The 22506-nt window shown below is 52.9% G+C and carries 15 protein-coding genes; 8 read left to right on the top strand and 7 right to left on the bottom strand.

The annotated features are described in order from the left end of the window. Positions 1-3 precede the first annotated feature (3 nt). From Abci_RS06660 to Abci_RS06650, 3 genes are read left to right on the top strand one after another with little or no spacing between them, the layout of a single operon-like run. Positions 4-978, top strand: a complete 975-nt coding sequence (locus Abci_RS06660) for an ABC transporter permease (protein ID WP_048838374.1) — start codon at positions 4-6, stop codon at positions 976-978. Beyond that, complete coding sequence (locus Abci_RS06655; RefSeq protein ID WP_048838373.1) at positions 968-2017, top strand: ABC transporter ATP-binding protein; 1050 nt, start codon at positions 968-970, stop codon at positions 2015-2017. Before Abci_RS06660 ends, Abci_RS06655 begins: the two co-directional genes overlap by 11 nt. Next, positions 2014-3012, top strand: a complete 999-nt coding sequence (locus Abci_RS06650) for an ABC transporter ATP-binding protein (RefSeq protein ID WP_371861376.1) — start codon at positions 2014-2016, stop codon at positions 3010-3012. The genes Abci_RS06655 and Abci_RS06650 overlap by 4 nt, the downstream gene beginning before the upstream one ends. A 130-nt stretch (positions 3013-3142) precedes the next feature. Here Abci_RS06650 and Abci_RS06645 read toward each other — a convergent pair whose 3' ends face one another. The 4 genes from Abci_RS06645 to Abci_RS06630 form a co-directional block, all read right to left on the bottom strand. Beyond that, a complete protein-coding gene (locus tag Abci_RS06645) occupies positions 3143-4357 on the bottom strand; it encodes a glycosyltransferase family 32 protein (protein ID WP_052944783.1) in 1215 nt (404 codons plus the stop codon). A gap of 206 nt (positions 4358-4563) precedes the next feature. Beyond that, positions 4564-7914, bottom strand: a complete 3351-nt coding sequence (locus Abci_RS06640; protein WP_048838372.1) for a glycosyltransferase family protein — start codon at positions 7912-7914, stop codon at positions 4564-4566. A gap of 128 nt (positions 7915-8042) precedes the next feature. After that, positions 8043-10991, bottom strand: coding sequence for a glycosyltransferase (locus tag Abci_RS06635; RefSeq protein ID WP_244877608.1), 2949 nt, complete (start codon positions 10989-10991; stop codon positions 8043-8045). Positions 10992-11146: 155 nt separating this feature from the next. Beyond that, positions 11147-12163 carry a CgeB family protein gene (locus Abci_RS06630; RefSeq protein ID WP_048838370.1) on the bottom strand — a complete coding sequence of 339 codons (1017 nt, stop codon included), beginning with the start codon at positions 12161-12163 and terminating at the stop codon, positions 11147-11149. A gap of 361 nt (positions 12164-12524) precedes the next feature. On the opposite strand from Abci_RS06630, the gene Abci_RS06625 reads away from it, so the two are divergent. From Abci_RS06625 to Abci_RS06605, 5 genes are all read left to right on the top strand, one after another. Then, the gene (locus tag Abci_RS06625) at positions 12525-12998 is read left to right on the top strand and encodes a PACE efflux transporter (protein ID WP_244877607.1); all 474 of its coding nucleotides are present in this window, start codon (positions 12525-12527) and stop codon (positions 12996-12998) included. A gap of 186 nt (positions 12999-13184) precedes the next feature. Beyond that, positions 13185-13424: a (2Fe-2S)-binding protein gene (locus Abci_RS06620; protein ID WP_048838369.1), complete on the top strand. Its 240-nt coding sequence runs from the start codon at positions 13185-13187 to the stop codon at positions 13422-13424. A 66-nt stretch (positions 13425-13490) separates the two neighbouring features. Beyond that, positions 13491-14447 carry an NAD(P)H-dependent glycerol-3-phosphate dehydrogenase gene (locus Abci_RS06615; protein WP_048838544.1) on the top strand — a complete coding sequence of 319 codons (957 nt, stop codon included), beginning with the start codon at positions 13491-13493 and terminating at the stop codon, positions 14445-14447. A 160-nt stretch (positions 14448-14607) separates the two neighbouring features. Further along, positions 14608-15147: a Dps family protein gene (locus tag Abci_RS06610; protein WP_048838543.1), complete on the top strand. Its 540-nt coding sequence runs from the start codon at positions 14608-14610 to the stop codon at positions 15145-15147. Positions 15148-15474: 327 nt separating this feature from the next. Continuing rightward, complete coding sequence (locus tag Abci_RS06605; RefSeq protein WP_048838368.1) at positions 15475-17745, top strand: TonB-dependent receptor; 2271 nt, start codon at positions 15475-15477, stop codon at positions 17743-17745. 59 nt (positions 17746-17804) lie between these two features. Here Abci_RS06605 and Abci_RS06600 read toward each other — a convergent pair whose 3' ends face one another. From Abci_RS06600 to Abci_RS06590, 3 genes are all read right to left on the bottom strand, one after another. After that, complete coding sequence (locus Abci_RS06600; protein ID WP_052944792.1) at positions 17805-18692, bottom strand: helix-turn-helix domain-containing protein; 888 nt, start codon at positions 18690-18692, stop codon at positions 17805-17807. A gap of 219 nt (positions 18693-18911) precedes the next feature. Next, on the bottom strand, positions 18912-19751 hold the full coding sequence (locus Abci_RS06595; protein ID WP_371861381.1) for a transporter: 840 nt from the start codon (positions 19749-19751) through the stop codon (positions 18912-18914). 121 nt (positions 19752-19872) lie between these two features. Then, complete coding sequence (locus tag Abci_RS06590; protein ID WP_048838367.1) at positions 19873-22329, bottom strand: membrane-bound PQQ-dependent dehydrogenase, glucose/quinate/shikimate family; 2457 nt, start codon at positions 22327-22329, stop codon at positions 19873-19875. Between the last annotated feature and the right edge of the window lie 177 nt (positions 22330-22506).

Here is a 22506-nt window from a genome sequence, read left to right as displayed (position 1 = left end):
TCCATGATCGTGCCCCTTCTTCGTCGGCTTGGACAAACGGCTTTTGTACTGTTTGGCATCTCAGCGCTCGTGTTTCTGGTATTTTTTGCCACGCCGGGCGCAGACCCCACTGCCCGTATTGCCGGACGTAATGCCTCCCCCCAAACTATGGAAAAAGTCCGTAAGGAATACGGTTTTGACCGCCCCTTGCCCGTACAATACGCCACCATGATGAAAAAGCTGTTTATCACGCAGGACCTTGCCTCCTACGTTGACCGTGGCGAGCTTGTGGTGCCAGAAATTATCCGTGCGGCACCGGTTACAGTCTCTCTGGTTGGTGGTGCAGCTCTGATCTGGATTGCCCTTTCCATCACCATGGGCACCATAGCCGCCGCCCTGAAAGGCACATGGATAGACCGCAGCCTGATGATGATAGGGCTTGTCGGCATTTCCATCCCTGTCTTCTGGCTGGGGCAGGTTACTAACCTGATAACGCAAAGCCGCTACCACGACACATGGCTTTTCTCCTGGGTGCCGGGGTTGGGATATGTGCCCCTGACAGAAAACCCGTGGGGATGGTTCAAGGCCCTTATCATTCCGTGGGCTGTGCTGGCGGTCATGTTTATTGGCATCTACAGCCGGGTGCTCCGGGCTGACCTTGTTGCGCTTGCAGGGGAAGACTTCATGCGCACAGCCCGCGCAAAAGGCCTCTCACCCACCCGTGTACTGCTACGCCACGGGCTGCGTACCTCCATGATTACCTTTGTCTCCCTCTTCGGGTTGGACTTCGCTCAGCTTGTTGGAGGGGGTGCCCTGTTGACAGAGGTTGTGTTTGGCCTACCCGGTGTTGGGCGGCTAACCTATCAGGCTCTGACCAACCTTGACCTGCCGCTTATCATGGCCACTGTCATGTATTCTGCCGTATTTGTCGTCTTGGCCAATGCAGTAGTGGATATTCTCTATCTGTTCCTTGACCCCCGAGTGCGCGATGCCCGTTAACCCCACTCCTCCGGCACTTGACCCAACACCGCTGCTTGAAGTCCGTAACTTCAGTGTTAGCGTGCAGTCCCGTGGCACAGTGTTGCCCTTGGTTGAAAACGTATCCTTTACCATTGGTGCGCAGGATATTGTCGGGCTGGTTGGTGAGTCAGGTTCTGGCAAATCCGTCACGGCAATGGCGCTCATGGGGCTGATTGACAGCCCTGGCGTCAGCATAACCGGTTCAGCCCGTTTCAAGGGGCAGGAACTGGTGGGGCTGCCAGACCGCCAGATGCGCCGCCTGCGCGGGCGGGAGATCGCCATGATTTTCCAGGACCCCATGACAGCCTTTACACCCGTTTACACAGTAGGCTGGCAGATTGATGAGCAGATACGCACCCATGAGCGCCTGTCGCGTAAACAGGCCCGCGCCCGCACGGTAGAACTGCTGGCAGAGATGGGGGTGCCAGATCCCACCCGCATGGCAGACCGTTACCCACACCAGCTTTCCGGTGGCCTCCGCCAACGCGCCATGATTGCCATGGCCCTCTCCTGTAACCCCTCTCTCCTGATTGCGGACGAGCCCACAACAGCGCTGGATGTCACGGTACAGGCGCAAATTCTTGACCTGATACGCGGCCTGCGCTCACGCTATGGCTCTTCCGTCTTGTTTATTACGCATGATATGGGCGTGGTGGCCGAAACCTGTGATGCCACCTTGGTGCTCTATTCCGGCAGAATTGCAGAAACAGGCCGGACAGAGGCTCTTTTTGCACAGCCGAGCCACCCTTATACTGCGGCCTTACTTGCCTCCATTCCACCTCTGGATGGCGTGCGCCCTGCCCGGCTACCCGCCATTGCGGGGGCACCCCCTGCGCCGCAGGACCGTCCGCCGGGCTGCGCCTTCGGGCCACGCTGCGCTTTTGTGCATGCTGCCTGCCAAACAAACCCACCGCCTCCGCTTATTAACACGGGCTTGCATCATCAGGCAGCATGCCTGTTGCCAGCAGAAGGCCATGCGCTCCCGCAGCACCAACCGGTTGCAAGCCCCCTGTCATGAGCACCTTGCCAATGCCACACGCTCAATCGCCTCATCCGTTACTGGAGGTCACAAACCTCCACAAGACCTATGCCTTGCCTCGCGGGCAAAAACTGAAGGCTGTTGATGGTATTTCCCTGACAGTCCATCGTGGAGAAGTGCTCGGACTTGTTGGGGAGTCAGGGTGCGGAAAATCCACTCTAGGCCGCTGCCTGCTGCGCCTGCTGGATGTTTCTTCCGGCCAAATCAAGTTTGATGGTCAGGACATTACGCACCTTTCCGACCGCGCACTCCGCCCTTTCCGTCCGCGTATGCAAATGGTGTTTCAGGACTCATACGCCTCGCTCAACCCGCGCCGCCGTATTGATGACCTTCTGGCTGACCCGTTGCGTGTACACCCAGCACCAGATGGCAGCACACGGACAGCACCCACCATACGCGCCCGCCTGCTGGAGCTGATGGAACTTGTCAGCCTGCCCGCAACGGCTCTGGACCGCTACGCGCATGAATTCTCCGGTGGGCAAAGGCAACGGATCAACATTGCCCGCGCTCTGGCCCTGTCTCCCCACTTGATTGTTGCGGATGAACCCGTTTCTGCACTGGATGTTTCCGTACAGGCCCAGATCGTCAATCTGTTTTCCGACCTTCAGGCGCAACTTGGTCTGACCTATGTTTTTGTCGCCCACGATCTGGCGGTCGTCCGCCAGATCTCCACACGTGTTGCGGTCATGTATCTTGGCGCAATTGTAGAGTTGGGCGAAACAGATGCCGTGCTGCACCAGCCGGCACACCCTTATACTTTTGCTCTTATGCAAGCGGTGCCACGCCCGCAGATCGGTGCTGTGCGCCCACCACCCCTTGGAGGAGATATTCCAAGCCCTGTTTCACGCCCTGCAGGATGCCGTTTCCATACGCGCTGCCCGGCCGTGCAGCAGCGCTGCCGTGAAGAAGAGCCCGCCTTACGCCCACTCACGCCCACGCGGTCCGTTGCCTGTCATTTTCCACTGACAACCTAATTAAGGGTGTTGTCTTTTTCAGCTAATCTTTTACTGGATAGGAACTCTATCTAACACTGGACAGTTAAAAAATGGCTCCACCTAAATAAGGTGAAGCCATTTTCCAGACACTTTTTAATGTGCTGCGTTATCAGCCCATAGCCTGCCACAACGGCAGGCGAGATTTATAGGGCGCGTCAATCTGAGTAATGATTTCCTCAAATTTAGCCTGATTGTAAAACTTGACGCGCTCACCCTGATTGATGTTCTCAAGTGCACGATACGCCGTACGAGAGGCAGCCCGGTTAAAAATGCCCGGACCAGTCTTATAGGCAATGTATAAATGCTTATGCCGGTAGCAATTGTTGTACAACACAAGCAGACATTCCTGCATGATATTGCTTTTTGCAACCGTGCCATAAAAATCGTTATGCACCACGTTCCCTTGCGTCAGGAACAAGGCCACATCGTTCTTCTCCTGCAGCATAAAGTTGAGGGCTGAAACGTCTGCTATACGGGCATCTGCATCCAGCCACCAGCCACCATACAGGTTGGTAACATGCACACGCAGGAAGTCCGCAGCCTCAGCAGGGTGACGCATTGCAAGAAAAAACTCGCGCGCTTCAGGACCGTAAAACCGATAAAGCCATTCAGCAGCTTCTTCCTGATTAAACAGCTTGATGTCCAGATCGGGAATACCCTGATGAAAATATAAATTTTCAACAATTTCTTCAGGCGGGTTTTTGTCCCAATACATAAAGAGTTTTTTGGGAATGCCAGCCGATTGCCCAATAGACGGTGCATCCGTGTTAAACAGGCTTGGCTGCACCTGAAGCGCTGTTTCCAGATACAACCAGTCAATTTCTTCGCCGCTCAGGAATTCTTCAAATGCATTCCCCATATGCAGCAATGACTGCCTTGGGTCACCTCCACGCCATGCTGCGCGGATGCTTTCAATGTAATTAGCATATGGACGAGAAAGGACAGACAGAGCATGCAGGTCATGTTCTGGCAGCTCTTTCCCCGCTTTCAGGAAGCACAGCAACCGCACCTGCATAAGAGCCTGTGGCAGCGGATATTCACCCTGATTTTTGGAGTGAATGCGGTAAGCAAGCCCATAAATGCACGCCGCTTCAAACGGCATACGATTGCGATGCAGAATATTGGCAACTGTAAAAGCATGTTCAAGCGTTGTGGCACCATTGTGCCGGCAGTAGTCGGCAGCCTGCCCGTCCCGCTCAATGCATTGCATTTCAAAGGCGGTTGGTTCTTTCGGGTAAATATCTGCCGTATTGCCAAAAACGAGTTCGTCCAGAGTTTTTCCCCCGGTTTCTGCCTGCTCGCCTGACTCTTGGTGTTCTTGCATCTGACTACTATCCCGTCTCGCAACCGCTGCTTGCTCTTAATATGAGATGAAACCTCATTTTGCGACGCTTACAGTATTGCTACATCACTCTCACAGACAATGCCACAAATGTCTAAAGATGTCTTATTTGTTCAAATGAAAAAAGTCCTATTGCACTCAAGTAGAGCACAATAGGAACTCTTTTTCACGCCTTGGTCACTCTATGTTTACGCTGCGGCACTTTTCTTCAAACTATCAACCAACATTGCTGTGATGTGCTCTGCCACTTTCGGAGAGACTTCACGGCTTTCGATGGTTTTGACCGTGTTATTATCCAGCGTCACAACAACATCGAGCGGTCGAATACCAATCTGGTCATTCACTGTATTAACAAGGCATATCCGATAATCGCCCTTAAGCGCTTTCGGGAAGCCAGACTTGAAGATGATATCGGCCTCAAACCCGACGCACAGCGGCGCATCGGAGAATACTCCGCTTACGTCACTCCGCACACCACGTTCAGTACCGAAGAAGAAGATTTCATCTTCCGCTTCCGCCACGCAGGCTACAAACAGCTGTCCGGCAGCACGCAGATTGTGCAGGAAGGCCCAGCCACTCAGGTACAGGCTATTTTTATTGACTTCACGCGGCGGGTTGCCAATCAGGCCCGTGCATTCATCAATGTAATATTCCAGATCACCACCACGGTAGATTTCCAGCGCCCGTTTACCAGCCTGCACCAGCTTAACACCACGCAACTGCCCATCCTGATGGGCAATACGGCGGAAGTCAGACATTACACGCAGGTTGGAAGGCTTGCTTTGCAGGATTTCAACAATCTTGCCGCCATCCACCTTAATCTGGAACGGTGTCAGGGCAAAGCTGCCACGACCATTTATAACGTTGATAAGCCCCACACGGAAGGTGCCTTCACACCACTTGCCACGCAATGCAACTTGCCCGGCAAACCCGGAGCGGCGCGGTGCATCTGGGTAAATACTCAACACGTCCGGACGGGACTCACGGATACAAGGCAGGAAAATAACAGGCTGGTCATTACCACCAATCAGAACGGTATAAAGGTTACCGGAGGCACTGACACGCGGCACCATGTGCCAGCCACGAATATGGAATTCGTAAGCCTCTTCAAAGTCTGACAGTTCGCTTTCCGCGAAAACGTGGTGGCAGATATCGTCAATATAATATTCGGCATCCTGAATGGCGAACCAGTCGGAAACTGGCTCGGGCAGTTCCACTGCCACGTCGCGCACTGTTGGTGGATCGAAGATGTGGCGAGGCGGAGCCTGGTGGCGCCAGGACGCATGCGGCAACAAGTGTACCTGACCAGCATCAATCTGCATTTCAGAGAAACCAAGACGCGTGTACGGCGCAGTTTCTTTGTAGATTTCAAAAAGCTCCTGACCGTAAGCCTGACCATCCGTCCAGAGTGCTGGCGTGATGTTGCTCATCATTGTGCGGCGAAGCGGCTCGGAAGCAAGCAGAAGTTCCAGACGTGCCAACACAACAGAAGGACTGTTAATGGGCACTTTAAAGCCATTGACGCCATCTTCAACACGATCATGCAAAGCGCCAACGTCTGTTACAATCGGTAGTAGGCCATTCTGCCATGCTTCAGACAGGGAAATACAATATGTTTCCGGCCAGATACTCAGATTGAGCGCAACGTCTGCCACTTTCAGGGCATCTGTGTCGCCCATGGAATACTGACCATGGACGGTCACATTCAGACGGTTAAGATCCGCCAGAACCTGTTTGTATTCTGGGTGCACAGCACCGAAAATATGGAACTGGAAGTGATCCGGGTGAGCAATCTCAATCAGGTTGAGGATGGTGTCGGCACCTTTGGTACGCAGGAAGTTGCCAACAATGGCTACCCCAAGCTTACGACCATCCAGCGGAGCATACTCTTTCCGTGCAACCGGCAACGTGCTTTCCGGGGAAGGAATGCCCATGATGGCGCATTTCTTCTCTTTTACAATCGGATAGATCTCGCTGATCAGATTGTAGGAATGTTCCGTGCCAAACAGCAGCGCATCAACAGAGTGCAGCATGAGGGCCACAAACGCACGACGCGTCTGCTCACCACCATATTCCACATTTTCCGCGTTTTTCAGGATGATGTCATAGGCAACAACAGATTTCACCAGTTCTTCATCATAATGGAAGCTCTGGTCCAGCAGGTTGTAGCGGGAAGAAATCAGCCAGAAATCATGTGCTGAGAAAACAACCCCGGCACCACACGCTTTGGCAATAATAGGCAGAGAGAGCGCATGGTGGCCAAGATGCTGGAAATGCACCACGTCCATGTTGTAATGGCTGATAACGTTTGAGAAGGCCATTTCTTCCGGCCCATCGCACATGGCGTCTGTCCAGCCTACTTCTGGCACATCAAAGCGTTCAACCTCTTCACCATCGGCTGTCAGCAGGCGGCAATGGTTCCCGCGACGCAGCCAGTAATAGAAGTCAACTTCACGGCCCAGCAGGTTGCACAAAGTTTCCTGATAAACTTCAACACCACCCCAGGCTGCTTCATATTTTGTGGAATGGGTGCACATCAGCACACGCAGGCGGCGCTTAGTATCTACCGGGGCGGGAGCCGGACGACGCCCGAAGTCAGCCCCTGTAATGTCAATCATGGTGCGCAGGCGGTGTTCGTACAGGTGTTTTTCCTGAACGGATTTTTTGGCAGCCTGAGCTGCACGGCGGCGCAGTGACGGGTTGTTCAGAAAGCCGTCAATGGCTGCAATAACGCCCCCTACATGCCGCGCCAGCGCAATCCCTTTGACATCGTCAAAGTATTTGCTGTCCATAGCTTCAGGCGCTTCAATAACCTGTGCCGTTCCTGCAAGACCCAGCTCATAGAAACGCGGACCCGGCGCTGTTGCCTGGCTGGTATCACCATGGCTGGCGTAATCACGGAACATGGTCAGCGTAACAGCACTGGCGTTCGCAAAATCCACGAAAGCTTCGTGGCTGACCGGGCGTTGAATAGCCAGTTCAGCCAGATCTGACGGCAGAGGTGGCAGGTATTCGTTACCTGGGCAGATGAGTTTCAGACGGGCCTGCGGGAAAGCTGCAATAACGTGACGGAGTGTTTCCACACGGTTAGGCCACATCGTCCCCGCAAAGAAGATGTCGTAATCCAGCTCTTCCAGTGTTTTGATTTTACGATCGTGCAGAGAAGGAGACGCAGCCAAAGGCAGATAATGGCCTTTATGGCCGTAAGCATCCGCGCAGGAAGGGTCGTTTGTGAAAACGTAATCAAACAGGCCAGCATTTGCAGCGTTAAAGTCCTTCATGAAAGGATCTTCAAACGTCCACAAAATCATGGTTTTGAAAGCAGGACGCATACGCTGTAGCAGCGGCACATTAATGCGCTGTGCATCAAGGCAGATCAGGGTTTGGTGCTCGCCTTTGGCAGCCAGCTCGCCCAGATCATGGTTATCGGCCACAACAACCTGATCATCCCCCAGAATGGCGCGTGCCGCACGCTCTACTGCCAATGTCAGGTAAGAGTTGGGATTATGCGTATAGTTCGTGTTGTAGATTATGGCCATTTGATCTTCTGCTGCCTTCTAAACCCTGTTGCGCGCCACGTTCAGGCACGGAATAAACCACAATGTGCCAGTCACAAAATAAACTGGCATGATATGACGTCAGTACTGGTCACGATGCATGACGATGCTCAACAGGAGTGCCATGCTGACCCCTTAGGTGCTGCAAGAATGTGTTGTATTGTCTTAATATACGCCTCAGGCTGATTTTCCTGAGCAATACGGCGCAACTCGTTCTGCTGCACCATCTCCCACAGGTCTTTATCCTGATACAGGCGAAGGATGGCGTCCGCAAATGCTGCGGCGCGCCCTGTTTCTGCTGCCATAAGGTCCTGCCCACTCTGCCAGCCAACCTGATCACACAGGATACTGGAGGCAACGATGGGCACACCGTGTGCGGCTGCCTCATGCAGCTTGTAGGGAATGCCGCCAGCAAAGCGGGTCGGTGCTACAAAAACCCGATGGCTGTCGTAATACGGTGTTACGCTGTCGACCCGACCCACAACATCCACACGGGGGTGCGGCAGAAGTTTTTTCAGATCAATCTCGGGATTTACAAAACCACAGACCCTGAACTTGACTGCATCAGGCAATTTACCATCCAGCAACGGCAAGACTTCATTTGCAAACCAGATCAGAGAGTCGAGGTTTGGTGAATCCTTGTCATGCACAGCCCCCACAAACAGAATATCCTTGCGGGCGTCGTACCCTGGTGCCGCTGTATGCGCCTGCTGAAGGTGCCCCAGAACACTCACATCCTCCATGCCAAGACGGCGCAGGGTTGCTGCATCTCGCTCGTTCACGGCCACAAATTTGCGCGCAACCCCTGCTGCACGGAATTCCTTCTGGAGCATTTCTTCCAAGGTGTGCTGTGGCTGCTCACCGCGGAGCGCCCACTTCTGCAATTCACGTCCGGCTGCAACGGCTTCTGTATCCAGAACCACGGAACATCCCGCCAGAGCCCCGGAACATTCAGAAAGAATGGGCGCAAGACGCTCAGCATTATGGGTGCGGGCCATCCAGATTACATCATAATATCCGGGGCGCGACTTCAGGAAGCCTGCCAGATCTTCCATACCCTTGTTCCACATGACCTCTGCACGGTCGGGAAAGCCGGTATAAGTGTCCTCAATAACGCCCATAGGCCGGAAAACCGGATAGACGGTTACATGGCACCCAAGGCAGTTGACCATTGCCGTAATAATATCATTGGAGCGGGTAAAGCCTGACCCCAGATGGCGGAACGGCAGAAAATCCTCAATCACTAACACGCGCTTTGTCGCAGGATAGGCAGACCGCGCGTGCAAGACTTGGTTAGCCTGCCTTACGGGACGGTTTTCCAGATAAGAGCGGTTTTTCTCTATGAACTTCTGCTGGTTTCTTAACATCATCTGGTTGCTTTCCAGCGTACCTGATGTGCCATATTCATAGTGTAGCACGACCACTGCCGGGTCATACACAACGTCCAACCCCAGTTGGTTAATCCGGACACATAGGTCTGTTTCCTCAAAATATGCTGGCGCATAGTCGGGATCGAAACCGGACAGGTCCTTCAACAATTTGGTCTGCACAAGCAGGAAGGCACCGGAGCAGAAATCAACAGACCGAACGTAATTGGCTTCTGGCACATCCGGCAACTGGTCACGCAGATAGCCACTGACAGAGCCATCACGCCAGACTGAGCACCCGGCCTCCTGCAGCAGACCATTTGTGCGAACAAGCTTGGCGCCAACAGCGCCAGTCTGCGGCTCTTTCGCAAAGCGTGCGAGAGCGGCCTCAATAGCATGGGGCATCAGCTCAAGATCGTTGTTGAGGTAAAGCGTGTAGTCAGCTTTTACAAATTCCAGCGCTTCATTACATCCGGCCAGAAAACCCACGTTCCCGAGCGTTCTGATAACATCCAGCCCTTGAACATAGTTTTCAATATGCCGCACTTCATCAGAAGAGCCCGAATCAACAAGAATGACCTGAATCTGGCCTGTATAATTCTGACGCAGAGACCCAAGCGCCGTCATGGTCATAGCAAAATTGTTGTGCACCACCATGATGACGCTCAGATCCGGCTTTTCATAAGCAAAGCTCAGATTGGCACGCAGCAACAAAGGCAAACGAACGCGGCACATGCTCTGATAAACATTTTTGGAAATAAATTCTATTTCCTCGGGTGTGTAGCCTGTTTCTTCCACTATACCGCCATGCGCCATGTAATGCACAAAAAAGCTTGGATATGTTTGAGCCGCAACTTCGCTTTTTACTTTAGGATTATCCGCATAAGCACGCAATTTCACGTCAACAGCAGGCTGGCGCAGTTCATACTGGCCGCATTTTACGAAATGCTCATAGCAGTTCCGGAACGCACCGTGTTTGACCGCACCGGCCACATCTTCGTACGCCTGTGCGTAAAATTTTTCTGAAAAATAGGCGTTCGGATCATAGTTTTCAGGCTCAGAATTAGCCAGATAATGATGGAGCGGACCATACCACAGTGGGCCATCTGTCTGAACTTCAGGATAGTTTTCCACGTACCATTCCGGGTCAAAATACCAGGAAAGACGCTTGGAATATAAGCTGCGGTCCGGCATGGACCGCAACAAGGTAACGTAAGGCCCTTCTTCCGTATCAAACGAAAAATCTGGCACTTCCTGCAAGAAGAAGGAGGGGTCAAAAAACATGGAAGAGGGGCAGAGCAAACGGCTGCCTTGATTCAGGTAATGGTCATACCCGTTCCGGATACCGCTTTCTTCCAGCTTCTCCCGCGAGAAGTCCAGAAACGTACGCCGATAATAGTCTTCGTCAAACAACCAATGAGGATTATGCGCCCAGAATCCAACCCTCTGGTAGTGGTCAAACCCCGTTTTGAACTCACCTGCGGCTATAAGGTCCTGCACCGCAGGGTAGCGCATCAGGTACCAGGCTTCGTCAAAAAAAGGATTGGGGGAGTGCTTAAGAGCGGCCCCTTTTTGATCGTAAAAATCACGAACAGCTTCGTCTTCTACCAGATTAAAAAACGACAGGACGCGCTGGTACCGTTTTTTGTACCATTCAAGATCAAACGCTGCCCAGTCGATCTTCTTACTCATCTTAGACAAAGACATTCTTGCTGCCCGCAGTTAACTAGTGAGACCTGAATTCTCGTGGCTTGACCAACACAGGGCAGATCCCCACCACTCCCCGTGCCTTGATGCACCGGGTGAGGCTGTTAGACCAAGCAACCTCACCAAAATGCACATCTCACTTAAGCAGCCATAAAGCCCTGTTCCTGCAGAATTTTCACCACGTCCTGAATACGATTACCATAGGTATGGTCAGATAACGTACGGGCCTGTGCACGCTTGGTTGCTTCCGCACGCTTTTCGGGTGCCTGCAAATAGGTTTCAATCAATTTGTCAAAATCGCGCTTGTTGGAGAAAGTGGGGATTTCTTCCGCTGTATAATACCGCCGCAGCTCATACGTATCTTCGTGGAAGACCTGAAACGCACCGGCTGCCGCAGCTTCAAACGTACGCGGTCCTGGCGTTGAAGGTGACACCATAAAGCGCTTGTTTTCAAAATGAAGCGAACGACCAAGGTTCAGCACAAGTTTGGAGCGCTGATACAATTCAACAAGTTGAGCTTTTTCAATACGGGCATCAGAAAAACCAACCCCGAATTCACCCCAACCCGGCCCGATAATCCGGACATTCAACCGACGCAGGCTTGGCAGCAGCGTGCGAACAATGTCCTTACGGCTTGTAAAGGCAACCCCACAGAACAGCACGTCAATCGTACGGTCAGCTTCACCCGTCAGTGGCGCGTAATGCAGCTTGCGGCTGGCAGCCAAGGGAAGATGGAAAACCCGGTCACGCAGGTAAAAATTATGCCCCCAGCGGTCACAGGAAAACACGACATCAAAATCACCGGCAATGCGGTAGTTGGCATCCTGCTCGTAGGGGTCTTCTGTGGCCCAGAAAACAGTGGTTGCACCAATTTTTTTGGCTTCGCGGCAGACTTCACCAAAATAGGTGCTCTCCGGCAGGTAGGAACCAATGGCAAAAACAATGGTTGGCTTGAGTCGTGCAATGGAGGCGGCTGCACCACTAATATGAACAGCCGTCACGTTATCATCGCCAAAGCACTCGGCCCAGCCGTCCATGATGGACTCACGAATCTGGGCATTCGCCTGAGATTCATACCGGCCACCACTACACACCAGAACCCGCTGATCTTTCCACGTTTCTGGTAACACCGTGTTGTTCTCTTTGAGAGCTGCCATAAAATTGTCCGTGCGTTCCAAAAAATCTATTTACCCAGAGCAAACTGGAGCCATAACCATTCAGCCGCACAGTCGCATGTGGCGCAAACGCTGTAAAGCATTACGAGCCAAAAAATCAGGGCAAAAAGCCTTCTGAAGTCAATAAAAACAAGGGATTTTTAATGTAAATGAAGTTGACTATTGCAACATGTTATATCTGGATTACAAATCAACTTTTAACTTAATATTAAAAACAAGCAAACATTGTTTTTGCTTGCCAAATACCAAACCGCTCACCAAAGCAGTAATCTCATTCTTTTTATCATACAATTGGTTAGGGGATATGGGTTTTCTTTCCGTACGAGCAGACTAAAGTTCCGCTATGACTAATTCTGACCTGACACCTCCGCCCATGCGCTCCACACCAGACCGCGTCCGTCATGCTCTCCTGTTTGAATGCCTTGCATTGGCGCTCGTCATCCCAACAGGGTCTCACCTCTTTGGCCTCAAGACGGAAACTATGGGTGTCATTGGCGTTGGGAGTGCCGTGACAGCAGTTGTGTGGAACTACCTCTATAACCTCGGCTTTGATCATCTGTTACAGCACTTTACGGGCAAAACCGTCAAAACACTTCTCGTTCGCATTGTTCATACATTGCTTTTTGAAGCCGGATTACAGGTTGTCCTTTTGCCTGCCATTGCTCTTTATTTAAAAATTTCGCTCGTTGAAGCATTTTATATGAGCTTTTCCATTGCCCTTTTTTATCTTGTGTATGCTTTTTTCTTCAATCTGGCTTACGATATTCTGTTCCCCATCCATCGCCACCGCGCCTCCGAACCCGTTTCTTCCCCTTAAAACAGTGGCATAGGTCACTGCGCCTCCACTTTTGCCAGCCGTGAGCCCCGTGACAGCGTGCAGGCTTCCCGCCTGTAACGTGTTTTTAATCAAATTGAGGGCCATACCCCACTTCAGGCTATTGCGAATAATTCTCATTGTCCCTATATGAAGAATGCACGCCACTTTAAGAACGGGACGATCTGAATGGTCATCTGCTCTTGTAACCGCCTGACGCATAAAGATGTCGAAGCTGCTGTTGAAAGCGGCGCAACGCACCCGAGAGAAATTTACGCCTCCAAAGGCTGCAAGGCACAGTGTGGTAACTGCGTTCCCGGTGTTGTGTGTATGCTGCGTGAAGCGCGTATGAAAAAAATGCACATCGCCCAAAGCCACGCAGCCCATCTGGCAGCCTGCGCTCCGGCCAGCGTACCGCTTTCTGCCTGATCAGCTACCGAACGCCGGAAAGACTCCGGCTTGCCGGACTCTCCTGTTTCTGGCACGGCTGAGAGTATGACGAAGCATATTCTTGTTGTGGGGGCTGGAGCATGGGGTTGTGCTTTAGCACTTCATTTGCACCGGACTGGGGCACAGGTACATGTCTGGGCACGCGGCCCGGAAAAGAGGCTTGCTTCCGGGGCTATGCCGCATATGCCGGACACCCCCCTCCCCTTCAGCATTCCCGTTAGCAGGGTCATACCATCCAGAGTAGATGCTACTCTTGTCGTTATCCCCGTGCAGCAACTCGCATCCGTATTACCCCTGTTGCCAACTGCTCCTACCATTCTTTGCTGCAAGGGCGTTGAGCGCTCTACACAGTCATTCCCACTTGAAATCTTGCACCGCATCCGGCCAGACCTTGCCGGGGCCGTGCTGTCTGGGCCCAATTTTGCGCATGAAATTGCCGAAGGTCTCCCCGCAGCCGCGGTGTTGGCGGCACCAGAACTGAGCGAAGCCCATAGGCTTGCAGAACAATTATCCTCATCTGTGTTCCGGCTTTATGCCAGCCAGGATTGTGTTGGTGTGCAATTAGGCGGGGCTGCCAAAAATGTTATCGCCATTGCTGCGGGCATAACCATTGGTGCGAAGTTAGGTGAAAATGCGCGTGCGGCCCTTGTTACGCGTGGCCTTGCCGAAACAGCGCGACTGGCAACGGCGCTTGGCGGCTCACCTGCAACCCTCTCCGGGTTAGCGGGTATGGGAGACCTTCTTTTAACCTGCACAGGCGCATCGTCTCGGAATTATCAGATGGGGCTGGCTTTGGGGCGCGGTGTGCAGACTGAAGATGCTCTTGCCGCCTTACCGGGGGTTGCAGAAGGTGCCACAACAGCGAGCGCCCTTTTGGGGCTGGCACACCGCCACGGCGTAAGTGTGCCAATTATTGAAACAGTCTCAGGGTTTCTGGCTAATACCTTAACACTTTCTCAGGCGCAGGAGGCACTCCTTAACCGCCCGCTCAAGGCGGAGTAAGACGCATATCCAGTGTGACAGTTTTCTTAATTTCTCTTGCAGCGTATTCATGTCTGCCCTGTCGCCTCTTGCATGCAACATTTTCCATCCCAACATCGTTAGAACAGAAACGCCGCGCCATAGTGACGCAGTATTTCATTTTGCAGCGAGGAACAGTTTTATGAGCAAAGCGCCGTCTGATGCCAAAGCCGCACACGTTAAGGAATACTTGGGTACACCAACAGACCTGAAAGCAGATGCCGTTCAGGCCGTTGCTGTCGGGCTTGCCGATGTGCTGGCTGATGTTTTTGCACTTTATATCAAGACCAAGAATTTTCATTGGCATATGAGCGGTCGCCACTTCCGCGACTACCACCTGCTGCTGGACGAACAGAGCGACCAGATTTTCGCCATGACAGATCCGCTGGCAGAACGCGCCCGTAAAATTGGTGGTACAACCCTGCACTCCGTTGGGGAAGTCAGCCGCCGTACGAAAATTCAGGACAACGATGCGCTATATGTCACGCCGGAAGATATGCTGGCAGAACTGCGCGAAGATAACCTGACTCTGACCAAACGCCTGCGTCAGGTCCATGCAGTGTGTGACGATGCTAATGACGTTGCGACAGCAAGCCTGATCGAAAACTGGATTGATGAAACGGAGCGCCGCACCTGGTTCCTGTTTGAATCCACGCGTCCGGCTTTTGGTAAAAACGACTAAATTTATCGCGCGTCCTTCTACCTGACATCACGCCGGAAAGCGGTGCCCCTCCAAGGGCACCGCTTTTTTTTGTCATGCCTCTGTCATAAACTGTGTGCAATAACCCACGTCAGCCTGCAAAAATGGTGCCCTTAGCGCTAAAATCTTGCTGTTTTCCGCCATATCTCGCATATACCGCCCCACATATCAGCCTGAACGGCTTTTTGGTTTGGTGTCATATGGTGGGCAGGCGCAGTTGCTCTCATAATTTGATATAATGGGAGCAGAACCATTTTTTACTCCGTCTTCACAACAGTTTTTCAAATAACAACATCTCGTCGCGCTCTGCTGGCGCTCAGCACGACACTTGGTCTGGGCGTGCCTCTCATACTCAGTGCGCCCGTTTTGGCCGCAGACAAGCCCGCTGCCCCTGCCCCAACCAAAAAATCACGCCACCATTCACCGCGCAGTGTTGCAGGACACTCCACAACCATAGATGTCAGCGCCAGACGGCATGATTTTGCCTATCCAGAAGCACAGCATCAGCCAGATGCCACAACCCGATTAACGGCCGAACGCCTGCGGGAGAGAGATGTTACCACGCTGCGGGGGTTAGAACGCGTTGCCCCCAATCTGACCATTCAAAGCATTAACGGCACGGCCTCAACCAATTTCTACCTGCGTGGCGTTGGGTTTAATGACTTTACCCAAAGCAATATGGCGCCGGTTCTGACCTATATTGATGATGTTGCTTACCCGTACTCCACCATGTCAAACGGTCAGATGTTTGATCTGGCGGGCGCTTCCGTCACCCCCGGCCCGGTCGGCACGGAGCATGGACAGTCTGATACCGGCGGTGAAGTTCATATCCGCACCAACAACCCGACCGATACATGGCACTTTGGCGCAACACAGGATATTGCCTCCTACGCCCGTAGCCGCAGTGAAGCCTATATTTCTGGCCCGCTCGCAAAAGGCCTCAGCTTCCGCCTTGCTGGCCAGACACTGCATGGCGGCGGCTGGCAGACCAACCCGCAAAATGGCGACCATCTGGGTGATGCCGACCTATGGGCCTTACGCGGCAAGCTGCAATGGAAGCCAGACAGCCACACAACCATTTTGCTCGGTGGTCACTTTACTCAGGATAACAGTGAGGTTGTCACAAGTGTGCCTGTACACAGATTGATTGGCACACAGGCTTTGCCAAAATTTGCCTCCTGGCAACAAGCTAACTGGTCTTCCCGACCAGAATTTGCAAAGCTGTTTGGCCGGAAAGCAGGCATCAAGCCCAGTGAGCATAACCAGTTCTGGGGCGCAGACCTTCACATCATTCACGATTTCGGGCCTGTCACTTTTACAGCCATTAGTGCTTTTGAGACCGAGCGTGAAGGCGAATATACAGACCAGGATGGCACTGCCCTTTCTGAGGCTGACACCTATCGCACCGTTAATGCCAACAGCTTTACGCAGGAAGTGCGGCTTAATAACTCCAACCCCAATGACAGACTGCAATGGGTGGTGGGGGCCTATTATCAAAGAAGCCGTATGAACCAGCGCTTCTTTTTTGATTACACCAACTATTCAGCCCGCCGTTATATGATGGCCACCAATTTTGGGCTTAATCAGGAAGCCGTTTCGGAATTGGGTCATGTCAGCTATCGCCTGCCGCATAACATAACTCTCTGGACGGGCTTGCTGCATGAGCTGGATGACCGCTCCATTACTGGCCTGCGGTCAGAAATTTTTGGCGGGGCAACCAACACTTTTCATGGAGAGAGCACAGCCTCCAACCAATTCGCCGGGCAGGTTGGTATTTCATGGCAAATGACGCCCCATAGCTTAGTGTATTACAAAATGAGCAAAGGCTTTAAACCGGGCGGGTTTACAGCAAACAACACCCAGATTCAGGCGCAGCTTGACCCTTTTCAACCTGAAACCGTCCTTACCTATGAAGCCGGATTTAAGGCTGACCCCATCCCGAACCGGTTAAGGGTAAATGGTGCTGCTTTTTATAATGACTTCCACAATCAGCAGATTTTAGGCACCGTTCTCATCCCCAACTATGGGCCTTTGAGCGAAATTACCAATGCCCCGAAGTCCGAAAGCTGGGGTTTTGAGGGCACGATAGAAGCGCACCCCTTCAGCCACCTTTTCCTGACGCAGAATATTGGGTGGCAGCGCGGTAATTTTCAAAATTTCCCGACCGTAAACCGCGCAAAAACAAACGCCTATTATGCACAACATCATGAGTGGAAAGCCATCAACGATAATTTTGCAGGCGTTGATAACGGGCAACCCAAGCTCACTCTCAACGGGTCGGCAGATTGGCGGCAACCTATTGCCAAAGCCTATGCTCTGGACTTTGGGCCGGATTGGCAATATCGCGGTAGCCAGGCCATTACCCCCGGTGGTACCGGGTTTTATCGCCTTCCCCCTTATTTTCTATTGGGTGCGCATGTGACATTCCGCCCTGCTTCTGGCCGGTGGGAAGCGACCTTGTATGCACGTAATATCCTCAACCGCCGTTATGCGGAGAGCGGCGGACAGGCAACCACAACCTATTTCTATATTCCCGGTGAGCCACGCTTTATAGGTGGCCGTGTTTCCTACGGGTTTTAAAACTGACGCCTAACTACTGAATGCTGGCTAATGGGGCCGGCATTCAGGGGTGTTGCATATCACGACTCAATATTAAGGGCTTTGAGCTTGCGGTATAGTGTTGCCCGGCTAATACCCAAGCCCCGCGCAGCCGCACTCACATTCCCCTGTGTGGCCGCAAGGGCAGACCGTACAACACATTTCTCTGCCCGCTTGAAGCTGATTTCGGTGCTGGTTTCCAATTCCGTCAGCAGGTTCGGGCGCTCATGAATCATGTCGTCCGTCCATCCCATCAACATACGGGCAGCGTGCGTAGCTCCTGTTACCTCGCCCCCTTCATTGACGGCAACGAACAAGGATGAGCAGCCCTCCGCAGGGCCAAGGGCCAGAATTTTTTCCCCTGCATAACGATTGCGGAAAAGATCTTCCTCAATACGCCTGCCGGACAGTTTAAGGGTTTCCATCAACAGGTTGGCGTAAGGGCGGGTGGTGTCACCGCTCATGGCGGCCATATTCAAGGCACCCGCAATATGACCCTGCGCGTCAAACACCGGGACGGCATAACTTGCCAGCAAGGAAAAACAGAACCGCCAGTGATCCCCCTGCCCTAAAAATACCGGGCATTTCTCCTGCATGCAGGTTCCAACCCCGTTTGTCCCGGCTGAAGCCTCGCTCCAGATGGCCCCTTTGCGCAAATGCAGGCGACGACAGACGGATAAGTGCGTTTCATCCACACAACGGGCAAGAATGGTCGCCGTGGGGTCGGCAAGCAGGACCATCAGCCCCATGCCCTGCACCAGTTCAAATAAATGGTGCATCTCTCCCATAGCAGATTTCAGAAAAACGGCTGAGCGCCCGCTGATATGGCGAAATTCTGCACCGGACAAGATATCAGGCGTCCACCCTTGCGCCGGGTCCATATGGTAGGCAGAGGCACAGCGTTGCCACGAATGCTCAACCGCAGGCATACCGTTGGAGAGTGCAGCGCGGGCCTTGTACCCGCTTGGCACGTCCCCTTTGGAACGCGGCAACAGGGGTTTTCTCTCGGGAGGACTATCCTTCACTTGTCGTCATCCTGCCTATTTCTGCTATACGTTTTTTCTTGAGCGGGTCTCTCTGTTAACCTATTTTTGGGGGATACTTAAAGTGAAATCGCCTTGATCTCTGGCAAGGCAAGACCTCATGCCCTACCAGAGATAGACAAATTTAACGTAATACGCATTGGTTTCAGGCGTGTTCCGCCCTTCCAGCGAGTGTGAATAACGCGCTGTAAAAGATACTTTTTTGGAAATATTGAACATGACACCCGGCCCCATAGCCACTTCCCGGCTGTTGGTGTCACTAACGTACTGACGCATTGTATTGTCATACGTTCCGGCGACATTTTGCCAGTCGAACGCCATGAAGGGTTCAATTTTTGGTGTGGCTTTCCAGCTAAACCGCAAATTTGTAAAAAACACGGTGCCTGGCCGGTAACTATGCTGGCCTTTCATGTGCTTGGTTGAGCCAACAACACTCCCAAGATCACCGTCAAAACTGAAATGCTTCCACTCGTAATCAAAAATAAAGCTAGAAATATTGGACCAGTAATTGGGAGAGGTGGCATCTCGCGTGCCAACCGGAGTCTGCATGAAGGTCTGAATACCAAATGTGCTGTGTGCATTTGGTTTAAACCACGCTGCGGGGCCTACAATGGTAGGGCCTAGCCCGCCATAATCTGTCCCGTTAGCCAGAGCGTAGCTCTCACCTTGAATAATTTCAAAGGCAAACCCGACATGCGGAATAGCTTCAAACGTGCGGAAATGCACATATTTGGTCAGGCCTGACCATGTATGGCTGCCACCGCGTGCCATGCGCTGCCCGGCGCTGTTATAGGTGTTCCCCGCCGCATTGCCATTACCGTACTGCACCAGCACGTTGAAGGGTTTGAAATCTACCGGCAGATCATATTCGTGCGGGCCAATAATGCCCAACGTAATGTCCGCAGCATACGCTGCCGGGGCATAAGCCAGTGCCACGCAGGGCATGACAAAACCAAGCAGAGAGCGCAGGCGCTCCGCCTTTTTCATCAGATGCATCATGTTGTTCCGTAAAAGGAGAAACGGGGCTTTAGGTCAAAAACCCAAAGCCCCGCGTCATCGTGCTTAATTACTGAGCGTTGCCGCCCTGAGCATTATCAAGCGTATAGGCAATGATGTAGTCACCACTGCGGGTACCCAGACCACCGTGGCCACCAGCAGCAATAACAACATACTGCTTGCCGTCCTGTTCGTAGGACATTGGGGTCGCCTGTCCACCTGCTGGCAGACGGTCACTCCAGATGACCTTACCGGTCGCCAGGTCAAAGCCGCGCAGGTAATCATCGGCGGTAGCGCCCATGAACACCACACCACCTTTGGTCACAATGTTCCCGCCGATGTTATACATGCCTGTTGGCAGCGGCAGGTTGTTGTGTGTGCGGAAAGGCCCTGTGTCACGCGTGGTGCCAACCGGGTGCTGCCAGACAATCTTCTTGGTCACAAGATCGATTGCCGTGATGGTGCCCCATACCGGCCCCTTACAGGGGATCTGAAGTGGGTTCAGCCAAGGGTTGGTGTAAGCAATGTAAGGCGTGCCGTAGTCAGGAGAGACGGAGAGTGCGTCACCCTTTGCGGCAGGCTCTTCCCCTTTACCATCCCACTTTGGCAGCGTGCCGTCTTTTTCCAGCGTGTGGCGATGCTCAAGCCGGATACGGAACGGCAGGTAGCTTGCGTTGGCCAGCAGCAGTTTGCGCTGCGGGTCAATGGTAATGCCCTGCCAGTCAACCACACCATAGAATGCCGGATAGACAATGGTTGTCTGGCCAACATGCGGCGGCGTGAACTGACCTTCATAGGCAGACTGACGGTACTGGATACGGCAGATCATCTGGTCAAGCAGGGTTGCACCCCACATGTCAGATTCCTTGAGGTCCGGCGGCGTCAGAGAAGGCATAGCCGTTGGGTATGGCTGTGTTGGAGAAACACGGTCATCTGGCGCTATGCCAGCCGTTGGCACTGGCTTTTCAGCAACCGGGTAGCCCGGAACTGGCTGGCCGGTACGGCGGTCAAGCACAAAGAACTCACCGCGTTTGGTGCTTTGCACCAGCGCCGGGATGTTCTCACCATTCGGGCCGGGCAGGTCAACCATGGATGGACCAGACGGAATATCCATGTCCCACAAGTCATGGTGCACGGTCTGGTAGGTCCAGCGGCGTTCGCCTGTTTCAATGTCCAGAGCGATTGTAGCGGAGGACGTTGCGTCATCAAACGGACGGCGTGAACCACCCCAGTTATCCGGCGGGGAGTTACCCGTAGGAATATAAACCAGGCCCAGGTTGAGGTCTGCTGTGTACACGCCCCATGCGTTCGGGGTGTCACGCGTCAGCTCGTCTTCAGCGCCGGGTTTCCACGTTTCAGGCGTATGGCCTGCATCCCATGCCCACTCAATTTCACCAGTGGTGGCGTTGAAAGCACGGATCGCGCCAGACGGTTCAAAGTTTGCCTGGTTGTCAAACACCCAACCGCCCGTAATGACACGGTTTTTGGCCACCATGGGTGGAGACGTAACAAAGTGGAAGCCATGCGGAACGTGACCAAGGTACTGACGCAGGGAAATAAACCCATGGTCACCAAAGTCATCGCAAGGCTCACCGGTTTCAGCGTTAACTGCCACCATGCGTACGTCAGCAACCGGAGAATAGATACGGTTGCGGCAGCTTGTCTGAATTTCATCCGGGATATGGTAGTAAGAGACACCACGGCATGCGAGATAAACGTTTTTATCAAGGTCAGCCGTTGCTGGTTTGGGGTCAAACTTCCATTTGACCTTACCGGTCTTGGCGTCCAGCGCCATCACCCAGCTGTGCGGCGTGCACATATACAGGGTATCGCCCACTTTCAGCGGTGTGAGTTCCAGATTGAACTCGTGCCCCTGATCGGGACCTGCCACTGTGCCTTCACCGTCCTGCTGAACGTCACCCGTGCGCGTGACCCAGGCCCGTTTAAGATGGCTGATGTTTGCTGGTGTGATTTGACCAACTGGAGAATACCGGTCCCCGCCGACTGTGCCACCATAAGCAGACCAGTCTTTGTCCGACACGCCGTTGGATGCCATGTCAGACTGGCCTGTGGCAGACATACGGTCAGACGGCACAGTGCCGTTAATGGAGTAAGACGAGAAGCAGCTTGCAACCACAACCACGCCTGACACCACGACAGAGCCGAGAACTTCCCGCTTGTCGGCCAGCCAGTTGTCACTGGTACGCCAGACCCACGGCAGAAGAAGCCATACGCCAAGGCCGATCAGCGTGAAGAGCCTGACTTCAAGACCCCAGATGTCAAAGCCAACTTCAAAAACGGACCAGATAGTTGCAACAAGCAACAAAGCCGCATAGAGGCGCGCTGCCAGTTTGGGATTTCTGAACCCGTTAAATGCTGCGGCGAGCATGACAGCGCCCGCCACAATGTAGAACCACGAACCGCCAAGCATAAGCAGTTGGGCACCACCGAAAAATAGGAATAGTCCGATAAGAGCCAGTAAGGCTGAGGTTATTATGGAAAACAACCCCTTATTACTCTCTCGCATGTTGAGTGTCTCTCTGAATGTTTCAGTGGCTGCCAGCGAGCAGAGGGGTCATTAGGGCCACGTCTCACCACCAGCCATTTTGTCTGGTGAACAGCAATTGCCTAGAAAATGCCACTGTTTCAGGTAGCTTACTCACAGATCTTTGTACAAATAGCAGAAACTGTTTCAGATATGAGA

Origin of the sequence: Acetobacter cibinongensis, from assembly GCF_000963925.1 — a bacterium.
Taxonomy (GTDB): Bacteria; Pseudomonadota; Alphaproteobacteria; order Acetobacterales; family Acetobacteraceae; genus Acetobacter; species Acetobacter cibinongensis.
This window is presented reverse-complemented; position numbering and strand designations above follow the sequence as displayed.

Coding starts and splice junctions, on each gene's coding strand:
- Abci_RS06660 (WP_048838374.1), top strand. CDS start 4: ATGATCGTGCCCCTTCTTCGTCGGCTTGGACAAACGGCTTTTGTACTG.
- Abci_RS06655 (WP_048838373.1), top strand. CDS start 968: ATGCCCGTTAACCCCACTCCTCCGGCACTTGACCCAACACCGCTGCTT.
- Abci_RS06650 (WP_371861376.1), top strand. CDS start 2,014: ATGAGCACCTTGCCAATGCCACACGCTCAATCGCCTCATCCGTTACTG.
- Abci_RS06645 (WP_052944783.1), bottom strand. CDS start 4,357: ATGCAAGAACACCAAGAGTCAGGCGAGCAGGCAGAAACCGGGGGAAAA.
- Abci_RS06640 (WP_048838372.1), bottom strand. CDS start 7,914: ATGGCCATAATCTACAACACGAACTATACGCATAATCCCAACTCTTAC.
- Abci_RS06635 (WP_244877608.1), bottom strand. CDS start 10,991: ATGAGTAAGAAGATCGACTGGGCAGCGTTTGATCTTGAATGGTACAAA.
- Abci_RS06630 (WP_048838370.1), bottom strand. CDS start 12,163: ATGGCAGCTCTCAAAGAGAACAACACGGTGTTACCAGAAACGTGGAAA.
- Abci_RS06625 (WP_244877607.1), top strand. CDS start 12,525: ATGACTAATTCTGACCTGACACCTCCGCCCATGCGCTCCACACCAGAC.
- Abci_RS06620 (WP_048838369.1), top strand. CDS start 13,185: ATGGTCATCTGCTCTTGTAACCGCCTGACGCATAAAGATGTCGAAGCT.
- Abci_RS06615 (WP_048838544.1), top strand. CDS start 13,491: ATGACGAAGCATATTCTTGTTGTGGGGGCTGGAGCATGGGGTTGTGCT.
- Abci_RS06610 (WP_048838543.1), top strand. CDS start 14,608: ATGAGCAAAGCGCCGTCTGATGCCAAAGCCGCACACGTTAAGGAATAC.
- Abci_RS06600 (WP_052944792.1), bottom strand. CDS start 18,692: ATGCCTGCGGTTGAGCATTCGTGGCAACGCTGTGCCTCTGCCTACCAT.
- Abci_RS06595 (WP_371861381.1), bottom strand. CDS start 19,751: ATGCCCTGCGTGGCACTGGCTTATGCCCCGGCAGCGTATGCTGCGGAC.
- Abci_RS06590 (WP_048838367.1), bottom strand. CDS start 22,329: ATGCGAGAGAGTAATAAGGGGTTGTTTTCCATAATAACCTCAGCCTTA.